General features: G+C 61.1%; 19 protein-coding genes. 6 read left to right on the top strand and 13 right to left on the bottom strand.

Translation table 11 applies throughout. The annotated features are described in order from the left end of the window. Positions 1–9: 9 nt before the first annotated feature. Genes NE852_RS05575 through NE852_RS05565 form a run of 3 tightly spaced genes read right to left on the bottom strand, consistent with a single transcriptional unit; the run spans position 10 to position 1,753 of the window. A complete protein-coding gene (locus NE852_RS05575) occupies positions 10–882 on the bottom strand; it encodes a metal ABC transporter permease (RefSeq protein WP_008529216.1) in 873 nt (290 codons plus the stop codon). Further along, positions 879–1,628 (bottom strand): metal ABC transporter ATP-binding protein, encoded by a 750-nt coding sequence (locus NE852_RS05570; RefSeq protein WP_008529217.1) that lies wholly within the window; start codon positions 1,626–1,628, stop codon positions 879–881. The genes NE852_RS05575 and NE852_RS05570 overlap by 4 nt, the downstream gene beginning before the upstream one ends. Further along, the gene (locus NE852_RS05565; protein WP_008529218.1) at positions 1,625–1,753 is read right to left on the bottom strand and encodes a hypothetical protein; all 129 of its coding nucleotides are present in this window, start codon (positions 1,751–1,753) and stop codon (positions 1,625–1,627) included. The genes NE852_RS05570 and NE852_RS05565 overlap by 4 nt, the downstream gene beginning before the upstream one ends. 269 nt (positions 1,754–2,022) lie before the next feature. On the opposite strand from NE852_RS05565, the gene NE852_RS05560 reads away from it, so the two are divergent. Then, positions 2,023–2,628 carry a hypothetical protein gene (locus NE852_RS05560; RefSeq protein ID WP_008529219.1) on the top strand — a complete coding sequence of 202 codons (606 nt, stop codon included), beginning with the start codon at positions 2,023–2,025 and terminating at the stop codon, positions 2,626–2,628. A 69-nt stretch (positions 2,629–2,697) separates the two neighbouring features. Here NE852_RS05560 and NE852_RS05555 read toward each other — a convergent pair whose 3' ends face one another. Both NE852_RS05555 and NE852_RS05550 read right to left on the bottom strand, forming a co-directional pair. Beyond that, the gene (locus NE852_RS05555) at positions 2,698–3,183 is read right to left on the bottom strand and encodes a peroxiredoxin (protein WP_008529220.1); all 486 of its coding nucleotides are present in this window, start codon (positions 3,181–3,183) and stop codon (positions 2,698–2,700) included. Positions 3,184–3,278: 95 nt separating this feature from the next. Then, positions 3,279–4,118, bottom strand: coding sequence for a protein-disulfide reductase DsbD domain-containing protein (locus NE852_RS05550; RefSeq protein ID WP_008529221.1), 840 nt, complete (start codon positions 4,116–4,118; stop codon positions 3,279–3,281). On the opposite strand from NE852_RS05550, the gene NE852_RS05545 reads away from it, so the two are divergent. From NE852_RS05545 to NE852_RS05530, 4 genes are all read left to right on the top strand, one after another. Next, on the top strand, positions 4,060–4,191 hold the full coding sequence (locus NE852_RS05545) for a hypothetical protein (protein WP_258156728.1): 132 nt from the start codon (positions 4,060–4,062) through the stop codon (positions 4,189–4,191). The genes NE852_RS05550 and NE852_RS05545 overlap by 59 nt on opposite strands. A 68-nt stretch (positions 4,192–4,259) precedes the next feature. Then, entirely contained in the window at positions 4,260–4,865 is a 606-nt protein-coding gene (locus NE852_RS05540) for a YqgE/AlgH family protein (RefSeq protein ID WP_008529222.1), read from the top strand. Positions 4,866–4,950: 85 nt separating this feature from the next. Further along, positions 4,951–5,142 carry a CsbD family protein gene (locus NE852_RS05535; RefSeq protein ID WP_008529223.1) on the top strand — a complete coding sequence of 64 codons (192 nt, stop codon included), beginning with the start codon at positions 4,951–4,953 and terminating at the stop codon, positions 5,140–5,142. 94 nt (positions 5,143–5,236) lie between these two features. Further along, entirely contained in the window at positions 5,237–6,307 is a 1,071-nt protein-coding gene (locus tag NE852_RS05530) for a putative zinc-binding metallopeptidase (RefSeq protein ID WP_037172221.1), read from the top strand. Positions 6,308–6,355: 48 nt separating this feature from the next. Here NE852_RS05530 and NE852_RS05525 read toward each other — a convergent pair whose 3' ends face one another. The 6 genes from NE852_RS05525 to NE852_RS05500 form a co-directional block, all read right to left on the bottom strand. Continuing rightward, positions 6,356–6,742: a hypothetical protein gene (locus NE852_RS05525; protein ID WP_008529227.1), complete on the bottom strand. Its 387-nt coding sequence runs from the start codon at positions 6,740–6,742 to the stop codon at positions 6,356–6,358. Positions 6,743–6,822: 80 nt separating this feature from the next. Then, positions 6,823–7,278 carry a ribonuclease HI gene (gene rnhA, locus NE852_RS05520; protein WP_008529228.1) on the bottom strand — a complete coding sequence of 152 codons (456 nt, stop codon included), beginning with the start codon at positions 7,276–7,278 and terminating at the stop codon, positions 6,823–6,825. Then, positions 7,275–8,240: a homoserine kinase gene (locus NE852_RS05515; RefSeq protein WP_008529229.1), complete on the bottom strand. Its 966-nt coding sequence runs from the start codon at positions 8,238–8,240 to the stop codon at positions 7,275–7,277. The genes rnhA and NE852_RS05515 overlap by 4 nt, the downstream gene beginning before the upstream one ends. 71 nt (positions 8,241–8,311) lie before the next feature. Beyond that, positions 8,312–9,313: a 4-hydroxy-3-methylbut-2-enyl diphosphate reductase gene (gene ispH, locus NE852_RS05510; RefSeq protein ID WP_008529230.1), complete on the bottom strand. Its 1,002-nt coding sequence runs from the start codon at positions 9,311–9,313 to the stop codon at positions 8,312–8,314. A 62-nt stretch (positions 9,314–9,375) separates the two neighbouring features. Then, positions 9,376–10,131 carry an SURF1 family protein gene (locus NE852_RS05505; protein WP_008529231.1) on the bottom strand — a complete coding sequence of 252 codons (756 nt, stop codon included), beginning with the start codon at positions 10,129–10,131 and terminating at the stop codon, positions 9,376–9,378. After that, entirely contained in the window at positions 10,124–10,504 is a 381-nt protein-coding gene (locus NE852_RS05500; RefSeq protein ID WP_258156276.1) for a DUF983 domain-containing protein, read from the bottom strand. The genes NE852_RS05505 and NE852_RS05500 overlap by 8 nt, the downstream gene beginning before the upstream one ends. A 126-nt stretch (positions 10,505–10,630) precedes the next feature. Here NE852_RS05500 and NE852_RS05495 point away from each other — a divergent pair, with 126 nt between their 5' ends. Then, positions 10,631–11,272: a chloramphenicol phosphotransferase CPT family protein gene (locus NE852_RS05495; protein WP_008529233.1), complete on the top strand. Its 642-nt coding sequence runs from the start codon at positions 10,631–10,633 to the stop codon at positions 11,270–11,272. Positions 11,273–11,343: 71 nt separating this feature from the next. Here NE852_RS05495 and ltrA read toward each other — a convergent pair whose 3' ends face one another. Together ltrA and NE852_RS05485 are read right to left on the bottom strand one after the other, a co-directional pair. Then, positions 11,344–12,603: a group II intron reverse transcriptase/maturase gene (ltrA, locus tag NE852_RS05490; RefSeq protein ID WP_245270929.1), complete on the bottom strand. Its 1,260-nt coding sequence runs from the start codon at positions 12,601–12,603 to the stop codon at positions 11,344–11,346. Positions 12,604–13,254: 651 nt separating this feature from the next. Next, positions 13,255–14,133, bottom strand: a complete 879-nt coding sequence (locus tag NE852_RS05485) for a cytochrome c oxidase subunit 3 (protein WP_008529237.1) — start codon at positions 14,131–14,133, stop codon at positions 13,255–13,257. Positions 14,134–14,136 lie beyond the last annotated feature (3 nt).

The following is a 14,136-nucleotide window of genomic DNA, read 5'->3' as shown; positions in this document are numbered from 1 at the left end:
TCCTTGGGATCAGCCCTTCAGATGCGGGCGGGGAAAGAAACGCCTGGCAAGGCCGGAGGGCGCGAAAAGAATAGAAAAGGCGTAAATCACAGCCGCGGTCATGATGATCGTCGGGCCAGAGGCGAGTTCGAAATGGTAGGAGGCGATCAGGCCGAGATAGCCGGATGCGGCGGCGCTGACGGCCGCAATTGCCATCATGACGGCCAGTCTGCGCGACCAGAGCTGAGCGACGGCCGCCGGCAGCATCATCAGGCCGACCGCCATCAGCGTGCCGAGCGCCTGGAAGCTGGCGACAAGGTTCAGCACCACGAGCAGCAGGAAGAGCACATGATAGACGGGTCCGCGCCCGCCGACGGCGCGAAGAAACCCCGGATCAAAGCATTCCGCCACCAGTGGCCGATAGATGAAGGCAAGGATGACGAGCGTCAGTGAGGTGATTGCGCCGATCAGATAAAGGGCTGGTGCATCGATCGCCAGGATGGTGCCGAAGAGCACATGCAGCAGGTCGATATTCGAGCCGCGCAGTGAGACGATCAGCACCCCGAGCGCCAGCGACGCCAGATAGAAGCTGGCAAAGCTTGCATCTTCCTGCAGCACGGTCATCCGGCTGACGGCGCCGGAAAGCAGCGCCACCGACAGGCCGGCGACAAGGCCTCCGAGGCCCATTGCCGTCAGCGACAGCGAGCCGGCGACGAGGTAACCGATCGCAGCGCCCGGCAGCACGGCGTGGCTCATGGCATCTCCCATCAGGCTCATGCGCCTCAGCATCAGGAAGACGCCGATCGGTCCTGAACCGAGTCCGAGGCAAAGGCAGGCGACGAGCGCGCGGCGCATGAAGCCGAAATCGGAAAATGGTGCGAGGAAGAGATCATAAGCCGTCATGCCGCCGGCGCCTCTTCAGGTCGGCAGGTCGCGGCATCCTCGTCCCAGCGCTCGGCCATGGCGCGCGCCCTCCCGAGATTGGCCGCCGACATGACGTCGGCGGTCGGACCCCAGCCGACAAGTTCACGGGCAAGCAGCAGGGTTTGCGGAAAATGCGCGCGAACCAGCTCGAAATCATGCAGAACGGCGATAACCGTGCGGCCCTCGCCGTGCCAGCGGATGACGATATCGAGCAAATCCTTCGTCGTGCGGGCGTCGATCGCCGTAAACGGCTCGTCAAGCAGGATGATGCTGGCATCCTGCAGCAACAGGCGGGCAAAGAGCACGCGCTGGAACTGGCCGACCGAGAGCGATCCGACATGGCGCCAGCCGAAGCCTTCGAGGCCGACGGCGGCAAGCGCCTCGCCTGCCCTTTTCGCCTCGCTGGGCGCGATGCGGCCGAAGGCCCCTGTTTTCTTCCATGCCCCGAGCATGACTGTGTCGATGACCGAAATCGGAAAGCGGCGGTCAATCTCGGCCGCTTGCGGGAGATAGCCGAACTCCGCCCGATCAAGCCGGTGCTCGACTCTGCCTTCGGCGGGACGAAGCTCGCCCATGATCGCCTTCAGCAGCGTCGACTTCCCCGCCCCGTTCGGTCCGGCGATCGCTGTCAGGCTGCCCGATGTAAAGGAGCCGGAGACATGATGGATGGCCGGATGCCTGTGATAGGCGACCGTCAGATTATCCAGACGGATCAGCGGCGTCATGGCAAGAGAACCGCCCAGTGGATCGCCAGCCAGAGGATGGCGATGATCAGCGCGATGCCGATCGCCCTTGAGAAAGCCGATTGTCCCAGCAGGCTGACGAAGGGGCGGTATGGGTTGGAGGGCATGATTAATCCTACAATGTAATAACATTACGGTTATGTTATAACGATTGCGGCGAGATTTAGGCGATCATAGACTAAAGGGCAACCGAAGAACCGCGCGAACATCGACGCCGCCTGCGATCGGCGGCGAAGGCGACCTTTGTCTGACCCTTGATGCGCAATCACCCGAAGGGATGCAGCCCCATCCTAGCCAATACTAGTTATTGCTAATATATGAATGCCCGCTATGATTTTCATCGTCATTTTTTGCAACCGTTGCCGAGGGGGACGCGATGGAAGGGGTGATCACCAAAAGAGAGGTGCTGCAGATCGGCGGTATCAGCGCGGCGATGCTGCTGCTTGCTCGTCAAACGCAGGCGCAAGAGGGGCAAATACAAGCGACGATCCAGCTGACGCCGGAACAAGCCGGCGCCCTCCACAGCCGATATGTCACGGCGCAACGACAAGCCACGCCGGATCGGCAGCCTTTCAACATGGACAATCTCATCCGCCTCATCGATCAGTTGATGGAAAGAGGCGTGATCAATCAAGACCAGCGCAAGCTTCTCGTTCAGCTCATCGAGATGGCGTTCTCCGCGAAATCGAGAGCCGAGTTGCAGGAGCGTGTCGAAGAGGTGATCGGCTCGGCTCAAGGACTGTTGACGGAGGTGACCGCCTATATCGTCGAAATCTACCGCAGCAGCATTAGAACTGCGGCTGAACTTCTTGCCGACGTCGATTGGCCGACAGTTCAAAAGGTCATCGTTCAGGACTTCGCTGGCGCTTCCGCCGGAGCAGGAATCGGTGGCGCGTTTGGCACGCAGGGGGCGATCATCGGCATCATTTTCTGTGGCGCGGTTCAGTCTGGGTTCGCATTTGCCTCGGCGGGTACTGCCTGAACGTGAAGCATCATGCTCATACAAAAAGGGCGACCCAACGGTCGCCCTTCGTCCGTGAGGAACCGAAGATCAGAGCTGTTCCAGCATCGCGGCAGCGCCCGAGACCGTCGCCTGGCCGGGGCTTTCCTCGACATTGAGGGCTTTCACGACACCGTCTTCCACCAGCATCGAATAGCGCTTGGAGCGGAGGCCGAGGCCGCCGGCGGAGAGGTCGGCATCGAGCCCGGCAGCTTTGGTGAAGCCGGCATCCCAATCGGCGAGAAAATGGATCTTGCCGAGCCCGCCAGAAGACTGTGCCCAGGCGCCCATGACGTGCCAGTCGTTGACCGCGATTACGGCGATGTCGTCGACGCCCTTGCCGAGGATGGTGTCGCGATTTTCGAGATAACCCGGCAGATGGTTCAGCGAGCAGGTGGGCGTGAACGCGCCCGGCACGGCAAAGAGCACGACGCGCTTGCCTGCAAAAAGCTGATCCGTGGTGATTTCAACCGGGCCGTCAGCCGTCTTTTCCTTGAAGGTGGCAGCGGGAAGCTTGTCGCCGATCGCGATGGTCATAGTTCTCTCCTTGGCTTCTGGTTGCGGCTCGCGCCGCTAAGGGCTGGCTTGGCGGCGGTGGACGCCGCAGGGATCGAGGCGACTATAAGACGCGGTCATTCAAAGACAAGAGTGGTCTCCATCGCCCTATTGCCATCGATGACGAGCACGCCCCAGCGCTTGCCTGATATATCGTAATTTTGAGGCAGTTTGCCGATTGCTATCTCGGTCTTGAAGGTGGCGCCGTCGCGCCTGCCGCCGATCTGCTTGGTGAAGGCATGGCCGCTCGGGCCGGTGACGATGATATCGGGAGCATCCGTTCCATCACCCGGCAAAGCGAGCGTCAGCGACAGCAGCTTCATATCGGGCGACATGGCATGCGCGGTGACGCCGAAATTCGCCGATGGCGGCTTCGGCAACCTCGCATCGGCGGCCTGAAGGATCGCGTCTTCTTCCGGGCGCGACTGCATGGCAGCACCAAGCTTCAGCGAGAAATTCGCCTGGAAGGGAATGCAGATATCCTTGCAGATCCCGATGAAGGCGGCAGCGTTAATGTCGACCGGGCCTTTGCCCGCCGCCCTCAGCGAAAGCGGCAGGGTCACCGGCGCGTCGTAGGCGATATCCTCGATCGAGCCGTTGAAGAAGTGCTTGGGAACGGGATAGGCCATGGCCTCGAGCGTGACGCCGCTCTCCGGCGCGATCGTGACTTCAGGCGGAATGCCGCTGTTGCCGGGCTCTCGCCAATAGGTGATCCAGCCAGGTTTAGGCTCGATCTGAAGGGCGGCGCGGATTTTGCCGCTGGCATCAGCCGGCAAGGCCACAAGCCGCATGCGGCCGCCCTCGTTTTCCGCCCAGGCGCTCATTTCCGCATGGGCCTGGTGAAAGGGAACAACTGCGGTGACCGCCGAAATGGCCGCGATTAAAAAGCGGCGCGAAGCTGCAGAAATAATCATCATGGAACAACGGTTTACCGAAAGTGATGTTCAGCCGCCAGAAGCTGCGGCGACTAAAATCTTCATTTTCAGTTGATTGATGTGTGACATTGGCCCATGTTTCATTTGTCGACGCCTTGGTGCGGTCTGGCAGCAGGAGGAACGATGTCCTTATCGACGCTGAAGAACAGACGGGAACGTGGCTTCTTCGATGGCCAGTTTCTCATCGCCATGCCCGGTATGGAAGACCGTAACTTTGCGCGCACGGTCATCTACATCTGCGCGCATTCGGATGCGGGCGCCATGGGCTTCGTCATCAACCGGCCGCAGAGCCTCACCTTCACCGACGTGCTGCTGCATCTCGACATGATCAAGCAGGAAGATTCCATCGTGCTGCCGAAACGTGCGCGCGATTTCCCGATCCAGACCGGCGGTCCTGTCGAAAGCGGCCGCGGCTTCGTGCTGCATTCGGACGATTATGCCAGCGATTCCAGCATTCCCGTCAGCGACGACATCTGCCTGACGGCAACGCTCGACATCGTGCGCGCCATTTCCAAGGGCGACGGCCCGACGCGCGCAACGATGCTGCTCGGCTATTCCTCCTGGGCGGCCGGCCAGCTTGAAAACGAGGTCGCCAACAATGGCTGGCTCACCTGCCCGGCGAACGAGGAACTGATCTTCGACCGCAGCCTCGACGACAAATACGAGCGGGCACTCGCCGGCATGGGCGTCACCGCCGCCATGCTTTCGGCAGAGGCTGGCCACGCCTGAGGGCGGCTGGAACGAATAGTCTCGACTGACGTTTTCTTTCGGCAAACGGGCACAAGGTCCCGCGCCGACGAAGGAGACATCAGACATGGGTAGCACCAGCGACAAGATATCCGGCAAGGCAAACGAGATTGCCGGCAAGACCAGGCAGGCAGTTGGCAAGGCCGCCAACGATCGTGACATGCAGGCCAAGGGCGCTGTCCAGGAAGCCAAAGGCAAGGGACAGGTCGCAACCGGCAAGGCCAAGGACAAGCTCAAGGGCGCTATCGACCGGATGTGAGAGAAGCGTATTCTTGATGAACCTATGCCTGCTGCGCCTTGCGTGGCGGGCATTTTTAATCCGCCGCCCTCATGCTTGGCAGAAGGCCAACACGATGAAGCTTTTCGCCTGCGACAATTGCGATCAGGTGGTCCACTTCGACAACCGGCAATGTGTGCGCTGCAATCATCGTCTGGGCTTCCTGCCCGGCGACCTCGCCATGCATGCGCTGGAGCCGCGCGACGAGACGATCTGGCAGCTCGTTTCCGATCCGGACCGCGAGGTGCGTTTCTGCGCCAATGCCGGCCTCGACATCTGCAATTGGCTGGTGGACGGCGAGAATGGGGCCGATTTCTGCGTGGCATGCCGTCATAACCGGCTCGTTCCGAACACCGGCACCCAAGACGGCGTCGACCGCTGGCGGCGCATCAGCCAGGCGCAGCGGCATCTCTTCTATTCGCTCTTACGCTGGAAGTTACCTCATCCGGATCGGGCGCAAGACCCGCAGGGCGGCCTCGTCTTCGATTTCCTTGAGGATTCGATAGAGAGCAGCGGCTATATCGTTCCTGCCATGACCGGTCACGAGGAGGGCCTGATCACCATTCGCGCCGCCGAGGCCGACGATGTAACCCGGGAGCAGGCGCGTACCTTGATGAACGAGCCCTATCGCACGCTGCTCGGCCATTTCCGCCATGAAACCGGTCACTTCATCTGGAACAAGCTGGTGCGCGATCGCGACGGCTTCGCCGATTTCCGCATCGTCTTCGGCGACGAACGGCAGGATTATGCGGCAGCACTGGAAAAGCACTATGTCAGCGGCGCGCCTCTGGGATGGCAGGACAATTTCATCAGCGCCTATGCGGCGTCCCACCCCTGGGAAGATTTCGCCGAATGCTTCGCCCACTACCTGCATATCGTCGATACGCTCGAAACCGCCCGAGCCTTCGGCATAGCCATCGACCCACGCGGCCATGAAGAAATCGCCGGCGAAGTGGATTTCATCCCCTATAGGGCAACGAGCGCCGAACAGCTGGTCAACGCCTGGGTGCCGCTCAGCCTGGCAATCAACGCCATCCAGCGCAGCATGGGCCAGCCCGACTCCTATCCCTTCGTGCTGTCGTCACCCGTCGTGGCCAAGCTCGAATACATGCACCGGCTGATACAGGCAGTTGCGGTGCGGCAATAGGAAGGATCGGCTGGCGTCGACGGCACGCAATCGCGTTTTCAACTTGATTTAGTCAACGAACCGTTTGTCCGGCACAATGGGAAGCTGAAGATATGCGACCATGACCGAGGATAAAGTCCACAGGACGCCTGCCATGGTGGAGAAGAATGAAAGGTCGTGAACGCCGGCGGCAAAGTTCGGCTTCATGTCGACAAGCGCGACGAGCCGCGGACAAAGCGCGCCCACGAAGGGAATGGCGACCCAGGAAAACCAACGGAAGCCCAATCTTGCCGAAAGATATTCGAGAGGCGCAAAGACCAGAAGCGACAGGCCGAGTGCCGGTATCGTCAGAAAGAAGGCGACGATCCAGTACAAGCCTCCCCCGGCAAAAAGGACAAGCACGAAGCCAAAGAACATTTGAAGGGCAATGCGCCCGAAGAGGCCGCCAAGCGTCATCCGCAAATCTCCGTATCTGAGCGCAATATATCCGACGGAAATTTCGGCGCGCTTTCGAACTCAGATAAAATGCGAACTGATTAAAACGAAACCGCTTTGCCCTTTTTGAAAGGCTCCATTCCCCTGCGGGCGAGTTCGTCGGCGCGTTCGTTTTCCGGATGGCCGGCGTGGCCCTTGACCCAGTGCAGCGTCACCTTGTGGCGGTTGCGGGCTTCCTCAAGCGCCTGCCAGAGCTCGGCATTCTTGACCGGCTTCTTGTCGGCGGTTTTCCAGCCGTTTTTCTTCCAGCCGAAAATCCACTTGGAGATGCCGTCCTTGACATAGGCGCTGTCGGTATAAAGGTCGACCTCGCAGGGGCTCTTCAACGCCGACAGGGCAGAGATTGCCGCCAGCAGCTCCATGCGATTGTTTGTCGTATCCGGCTCGCCGCCGAAAAGCTCTTTTTCGACATCGCCATAACGCAGCACGGCCCCCCAGCCGCCAGGGCCGGGATTGCCGGAGCATGCGCCGTCAGTGAAGATATCGACATGCTTCATAGGCTCAATCCGTATTCCGCCGGCGAGTTGATCTGGCGGTGGAACCGCAGCTTGCGGAGATATTCGAGCGGGTCCTTCTTGGTGACCATGGCGCCTTCCGGCGTCGTCAGCCAATCGTAGAGCCGCGTCAGGAAGAAACGCAGCGCCGAACCGCGAGACAGTATTGGCAATGCAGCGATTTCGCCATCGCTCAACGGTCGGACACTCTGGTAACCCTCGAGCATCGCCGTGCCCTTGGTAATGTTGTAAGCGCCATCCTTCTCGAAGCACCAGGCATTCAGGCAAATCGAAACGTCATAGGCGAGAAGGTCGTTGCAGGCGAAATAGAAATCGATCAAGCCCGAGAGCTGGTCACCCAAGAAGAAAACATTGTCGGGAAAGAGATCGGCGTGGATGACGCCGGCCGGCAGGCTTGCCGGCCAGGCGCCGGAGAGGAAATCGAGTTCGCTTCGGATCTCATCCCGCAGGCCGGGCTCGACTTCGCCGGCGCGATCCTCGGATTTTTCCCAGAGCGCCCGCCAGCCATCGATCGAAAGCGCATTCGGACGCTTCAACTCGAAGCCTTCACCGGCCACGTGCATCTGGGCGAGCGCCTTGCCGACCTCACGGCAATGCTTCGCCTCGGGCTTTCTCAGCCACATGCCTTCGAGAAAGGAGATCAGAGCGGCGGGACGACCGGAGAGCGAGCCCAGCAGCGCGCCGTCCCGGCGCGGCAGCGGCAACGGGCAGGAAAGGCCGCGGGCGGAAAGATGCTGCATCAGACCAAGGAAGAACGGCAGGTCACTCTTTTCCACACGCTTCTCGTAGAGCGTCAGGATCAGCGGATCCTTGGAAGTATGAAGCAGGAAATTGGAGTTTTCGACGCCCTCGGCAATGCCCTTATAGGAAAGCAGGCTTCCCGCATCGTACTCCGTCAGGAACCACTTCAGATCGTCTTCGGCGATATCGGTATAGACTGCCAAGTGAGGTCTCGTCTTTGCATTGTTGATATTGGATTGCCCGGTTCAATGGCCGGGCTGCGTTGCGGTTCGACCTAACCGTTGACGAAGGCCATGTCGGCGGTCGTCAGCTCGATGTTGCGCAGTTCGCGGTTGACGAGGAAATGTTCGTTTTCCTGTACCGTCTCGGCCAGTTCGACGCGGGCGTCGAAGCGGGCGCGGAAAGCCTCGATGATCTCGTTGACGATGACTTCGGGCGCCGAGGCGCCGGCGGAAAGGCCAAGCGTCGAAATCGCTCCGATCTCGTCCCAGTCGAGCTCGGCGGCGCGCTGCACGAGAATCGATTTCTTCGCCCCTGCCCTGAGCGCCACTTCGACCAGGCGCTTGGAATTGGAAGAATTGGGGGCGCCGACGATGATGAAGAGATCGCAGCCGGGGGCTGCCTGCTTCACCACTTCCTGGCGGTTGGTCGTCGCATAACAGATCGAATCGGCCGCCGGCGCCGTCAGGTTCGGGAAGCGCTCGTTCAGGCGGGCGATGACGCCGGCCGTATCGTCGACCGAAAGCGTCGTCTGCGTGACGTAACCGAGATTGTCGGGATCGTCGGGCTGGTATGCGTCGGCATCCTCAATCGTTTCTATCAGCGAAACGGACCCCTCCGGCAGCTGCCCCATCGTGCCGATCACTTCCGGATGGCCGGCATGGCCGATGAGGACGACATGGCGGCCGAGGCGATTGTGGCGCATCGCCTGCTTGTGGACCTTGGAGACCAGCGGGCAGGTGGCGTCGAGATAGAAGAGGTTACGGCTCACCGCATCTTCCGGCACGGATTTCGGCACGCCATGGGCGGAGAAAACGACCGGCTGGGCGCGATGTTCGGCCGGGATCTCGTCCAGTTCCTCGACAAAGACGGCGCCCTTGGCCTCCAGCCCCTCGACGACATAACGATTGTGGACGATCTCGTGGCGCACATAAACAGGCGCGCCATAGGATTTCAACGCCAGCACGACGATCTGGATGGCGCGATCGACGCCGGCGCAAAAGCCGCGAGGACCGCAGAGCCTGATCGTCAAGGGAGGTTTCGCCGCAATGTTCATGTCTTTTCCGGGTTGAGAGATTAGGGACCTCTAGCCCAATATGGTCGAGAATTGAAGCGATACTATTGCGCAGCTGCCTTGCCGGTCTTGCGGAACCAGGAGATCGCGACCACGACAACCAGCACCGCAGCAAGCCCGTACCAGGTAAAGGCATATTGCAAATGGTCGTTCGGCAGATCCACCTGGGTGACGCCGCCGATCGGCAGTCCCGCCGGATTGGGAGTGGCATCGGCGTCGACGAAAAACGGAATGACGCGCGCCTTGTCCAGCCCGACGCTCTCGGCCATGACGTCGAGATCCTTCCAGTAGAAGATGTTCTTGGCGACGTCGTTGTCGGGCACCACCCAGGAAGGCTTGCCGGCTAATTTTGAGCGCGCGAGACCCGTGACCGTCTGCTGATCGGTCAACTGGCCCTGCATGCGCATTTCCGGCTCCTTGTTCTCGTAGGGAACGAAGCCGCGATTGACGAAGAGATAGCGCCCGTCGGCAAGCTCGAGCGGAGTATAGACGTAAAAGCCGGTCTGGCCGCGCCATGTGGCGAAGAAGTGCCGCTCCTTGTTGTTGACGTAGCGGCCGGTGGCGGTGACCTTGCGGTATTCAATATCGCCGCTTGCAGCCGCCATTGCCTCGATATCGGCAAGCGGCACAGGCGCTGCAACCTGGCGCGCGGCGATATCGGCGAGCAGGCCTTCCTTCCAATAGAGGCGCTGCACCTGCCAGGTTCCGAGCGAAAGCAGAATGGCGAGCGCGATCAGCACCAGAATTCCGGTTGCGACAGGCAGCCGGCGGCGTGGTGCGGCGTGGTCGATATCAGTCACTCAAACGTCCTTCGCGGGCATTATGGCGGTATTGCATGGCAATCAGGATGCCCTTGAACCAGCGCAGCGTCAGCAGAGACAGGATGATCGTCAGCGGACCGAAGAGCAGGATGTGCACCCAGATCGGCGGCCCGTAGTTCACCTGCAGCCACAGCACCATCCCGATAATGATGAAGCCGACGATGAGGATGACGAAGACGGCCGGACCGTCGCCGGAATCGGCGAAGGAATAATCGAGTCCGCAGGAGGCGCAGCGTGGCTTCACGCCGAGCAGACCATCGAACAGCTTGCCATGGCCGCAGCGGGGGCAGCACCCCTTGATGCCGGTCTTTACCGGATCGACCGGCGGAAATTGCGCGCTGTCTTCACTCATGCCCATCTCCATGCGGACGGCTTTTCGTCGTCTGCCTTAACTCTCCCATAAAGTATTCGCATCCCGAATGGAAATGCCTGCGCGGTTTCGCCTCACCGATTCGCGCCAAACAGAAGAAGAAGACTGATGACCAATGACAGCCATGCCGGACAGATCATTATCCTGAACGGCGCGCCGCGAAGCGGCAAATCCAGCATTGCACACGCGATCCAGGACGAATTCGAGGGGCCGTGGATCAACCTCGGCGTCGATGCCTACAATGCCATGACGCCGAAGCGCTACCTGCCCGGCCTCGGCCTGAGGCCCGGCGGCGAGCGGCCGGATCTCGAGGAACTCGTGCCGTTTTTCTACGCGGCACTCTATGAATCGATCGCCATTCACGCCGGCTTGGGGTTCAATGTGGTGGCCGATCTCGGCCATCATGACAGCTATTCGCAGCCGCTCGGCATTCTCGGCGATTGCGCCCGGCGCCTTGAAGGCTTCTCCGTGCTGTTCGTCGGCGTGCGCTGTCCAATCGAGACGATCATGCAGCGGCGGGAGATTAAGCAAGAGGGGCGCGAGACGCTTTACCTCGGCGCCACCGAAGACGTGCCGGTTCCCGAACCGGTACAGCGCTGGCAGGACGAGGTGCACCGCCCGGGCATCTACGACATGGAGGTCGATACCTCAGTGCTGACCGCGCTCGAATGTGCCGAGGCCATCCGCCACCAGCTTGATCTCGGCATTCCCACGCCTTCGGCCTTCGAACGGATCGCCGGCGGCCGCTGAAATCGGGTAGGAGGGAGCCTTGCGGCACCCTCCTCCCACACCACCGTGCGAACGGTTCCGTACACGGCGGTTCATCGAGTGTGGTTTAGGCGTCGGAGTTCCTGTTGGAGTGAGACTAGCCCCAGCTGTTCGAAGAAGGCTTTTCGGAAGGCGTCGTTCATGTGGCTGGCCCCGGCATTCCACCAAGGGCCGTGGCCGTTCCCCGCCGAGTCACGGGCACGCTGTTCCGTCAGTCCTCGTTGCCTCAACCGCATAGCGCGCGTGGCCGGTTTCTTCCATTGCCGCCACAGGATGCAGCGCAACCTGCGCCGCAGCCAGCCATCAAGGTCCTCGAGAATCCCCTTACTGTCGGTCAGCCGGAAGTAAGCAATCCAGCCATGCAGGATCGGGGTAAGGTCTTTGATGGTGGCGCCAAGGGCGCGACCGCGCCCGGCACGGAAGGCAGCCTTCAGCTTGCCCCTGAACCGCGCCACGCTCGACGCCGCGATCCGCAGACGCGGCGCCTTGTGGGCGGTCATGGTGTAGCCGAGGAAGGTACGCTTCCATGGACGGTCCACGGCACTCTTCGCGCCATTGACCGTGAGCTTCAGCCGTTCGGTAAGGAAGCAGGTGAGCGAGGCCATGACCCGCTCGCCGGCATGCTGCGAACGTACATAGACGTTGCAGTCGTCGGCGTAGCGGCAGAAGGCATGACCGCGCCGCTCCAATTCCTTGTCGAGATCGTCGAGCAGGATATTTGACAGCAGCGGCGAGAGTGGACCGCCTTGCGGCGTGCCTTCGCTGCGTGCCGTTACGATCCCGCCCGTCATCAGCCCAGCCTGCAGGTAACGGCGGATCAACCGCAGCACCTGCGTGTCTCCGATTTTGCGTGCCACGCGTGCCATCAAGACATCGTGGTTCACTCGGTCGAAGAACTTCTCCAAATCAAGATCGACCACAAAGCGACGGCCGCCGGCCACATAAGACCGGGCGGCAAGAACCGCGTCGTGGGCGCTCCGCCCCGGCCGGAAGCCGTAGGAGGAAGCAGAGAAGTCCGGGTCGAAGATCGGCATCAGCACCTGATGCATCGCCTGCTGGATGAGTCGGTCCAGGACCGTCGGGATGCCCAATTGCCGCATCCCTTTGCCGCCAGGCTTGGGGATTTCCACCCCACGCACCGGCGTCGGTCTGTAGCGGTCCGCCAGCAGGTCTTCTCTGATGCGCGGCCAATGCTCCGCAAGGTATGGCTTCAATTGCTCGACAGACATCTTATCGATACCCGGCGCACCCTTGTTCGCCACCACCCGGCGGTAAGCCGCCATCATGTTCTCGCGGCTGAGGATCGCCTCCATCAGTCGCTCATTCGCCTCCGGTCGAGAGGATCCCGGCCCTGCCGTGGTGTCTGATGCACCCAATGCCTGCCCTCGCGGCTTCCGGCCGCTGCTCTCAGCATGGGCACGGGGCGTCTCAGCCCCGTCTTCTGCGTCTGTCCTCACCATCGAAAGACCGGCCTCCGTCCGGCACTCAATGTTCGGCCCTTCACCGCTTGGTCGGCTAATACGGCTTCTGCTGACCCCTGCCGCCCCATCCCGACGCCTCGCGACGCCGGTAGCACACCTGAAACCAGGGGCAGGTCGGCAGGTCTCCCAGGGTAAGACGCGTGACCTTCGTGCCATATACCTGTCGCATCTACGGCCGCATCCTCCGGGTGATATTGGACTTCAGGCATTTGTGCACCTTCGTCCGGATGCGGTCGCCTCATATGCGTTTCCTGTTCGTCAGGCCGGCACTTTGCTTACAACTTCCTTCAGACCTCGCCTTGCAACGACGCCCTTGTTGTTCGGCTAGCAGTTCCCATCACCAGGGCCTGCAGAGGACTTTCACCTCCAAGTCATCAACCGGATACCATCCCGGTCAAACGGTGCTCTCGCACCACGCGCCATGCCTGGCGCACACAAAAAAGGCGGGCACCAGGCCCGCCTTTCGCTTGAATATCGTTCCGATCAGCCTGCAGCCACCGGAGCACCCCAGCCGCCCCAGACGTAGATGCAGAAGAACAGGAACAGCCAGACGACGTCGACGAAGTGCCAGTACCAGGCGGCCGCCTCGAAGCCGAAATGCTGCTTCGGGGTGAAGTCGCCGCGCAGAGCGCGGAGCAGGCAGACCAGCAGGAAGATCGTGCCGACCAGGACGTGGAAGCCGTGGAAGCCGGTCGCCATGAAGAAGGTCGCGCCGTAGATCGAATTCTTGAAGGCGAACGGGGCGTGGGCATATTCGTAGGCCTGCACGCAGGAAAACAGGATGCCGAGCAGCACCGTCAGCGTCAGGCCCTGGATGAGGCCCTTGCGGTCGTTGTGCAGCAGCGCATGGTGCGCCCAGGTGACCGTCGTGCCGGAGAGGAGCAGGATGACGGTGTTGTAGATCGGCAGATGCCAGGGATCGAGGACTTCGATGCCCTTCGGCGGCCAGGTGCCACCCGTGTAGAGCATGCGGGCAGCCTGAATCGCTTCGTTCGGATAGAGGCTGGCGTCGAAATAGGCCCAGAACCAGGCAACGAAGAACATCACTTCCGAAGCGATGAACATGATCATGCCGTAGCGCAGGTGCAGCGACACGACGCGGGTGTGGGAGCCCTCATGGGCTTCCTTTACCGTATCAGCCCACCAGCCGTACATGACGTAGAGAACCAGCGCCAGGCCGATATAGAAGAGCCAGGGATTGGCAAGTTCCATTCCGGCGACCTTGAAGGAACCGGCGCTCAGGTAGCGCATGTAGCAGACGCCGCCGATCGCCATGATGAAGGCGCCAAGCGAGGCGAGAATCGGCCACGGGCTCGGATCGATAATGTGGTAGTCGTGGTTCTTCTGATGAGCATCGGCCATGTA

Source organism: Rhizobium sp. Pop5 (genome assembly GCF_024721175.1).
Taxonomy (GTDB): domain Bacteria; phylum Pseudomonadota; class Alphaproteobacteria; order Rhizobiales; family Rhizobiaceae; genus Rhizobium.
The sequence above is the reverse complement of the archived record's forward strand: the minus strand, read 5'-3'. Positions and strand labels throughout refer to the sequence as shown.

What these genes read in the sequence shown, in the direction of transcription:
- NE852_RS05525 (WP_008529227.1), bottom strand. Translation starts at nt 6,742, where the DNA reads ATGACGCTTGGCGGCCTCTTCGGGCGCATTGCCCTTCAAATGTTCTTT.
- NE852_RS05540 (WP_008529222.1), top strand. Translation starts at nt 4,260, where the DNA reads ATGTCCTTATCGACGCTGAAGAACAGACGGGAACGTGGCTTCTTCGAT.
- NE852_RS05550 (WP_008529221.1), bottom strand. Translation starts at nt 4,118, where the DNA reads ATGATGATTATTTCTGCAGCTTCGCGCCGCTTTTTAATCGCGGCCATT.
- NE852_RS05555 (WP_008529220.1), bottom strand. Translation starts at nt 3,183, where the DNA reads ATGACCATCGCGATCGGCGACAAGCTTCCCGCTGCCACCTTCAAGGAA.
- rnhA (WP_008529228.1), bottom strand. Translation starts at nt 7,278, where the DNA reads ATGAAGCATGTCGATATCTTCACTGACGGCGCATGCTCCGGCAATCCC.
- NE852_RS05565 (WP_008529218.1), bottom strand. Translation starts at nt 1,753, where the DNA reads ATGCCCTCCAACCCATACCGCCCCTTCGTCAGCCTGCTGGGACAATCG.
- NE852_RS05575 (WP_008529216.1), bottom strand. Translation starts at nt 882, where the DNA reads ATGACGGCTTATGATCTCTTCCTCGCACCATTTTCCGATTTCGGCTTC.
- NE852_RS05560 (WP_008529219.1), top strand. Translation starts at nt 2,023, where the DNA reads ATGGAAGGGGTGATCACCAAAAGAGAGGTGCTGCAGATCGGCGGTATC.
- NE852_RS05495 (WP_008529233.1), top strand. Translation starts at nt 10,631, where the DNA reads ATGACCAATGACAGCCATGCCGGACAGATCATTATCCTGAACGGCGCG.
- NE852_RS05570 (WP_008529217.1), bottom strand. Translation starts at nt 1,628, where the DNA reads ATGACGCCGCTGATCCGTCTGGATAATCTGACGGTCGCCTATCACAGG.
- ltrA (WP_245270929.1), bottom strand. Translation starts at nt 12,603, where the DNA reads ATGGAGGCGATCCTCAGCCGCGAGAACATGATGGCGGCTTACCGCCGG.
- NE852_RS05530 (WP_037172221.1), top strand. Translation starts at nt 5,237, where the DNA reads ATGAAGCTTTTCGCCTGCGACAATTGCGATCAGGTGGTCCACTTCGAC.
- NE852_RS05535 (WP_008529223.1), top strand. Translation starts at nt 4,951, where the DNA reads ATGGGTAGCACCAGCGACAAGATATCCGGCAAGGCAAACGAGATTGCC.
- ispH (WP_008529230.1), bottom strand. Translation starts at nt 9,313, where the DNA reads ATGAACATTGCGGCGAAACCTCCCTTGACGATCAGGCTCTGCGGTCCT.
- NE852_RS05485 (WP_008529237.1), bottom strand. Translation starts at nt 14,133, where the DNA reads ATGGCCGATGCTCATCAGAAGAACCACGACTACCACATTATCGATCCG.
- NE852_RS05500 (WP_258156276.1), bottom strand. Translation starts at nt 10,504, where the DNA reads ATGAGTGAAGACAGCGCGCAATTTCCGCCGGTCGATCCGGTAAAGACC.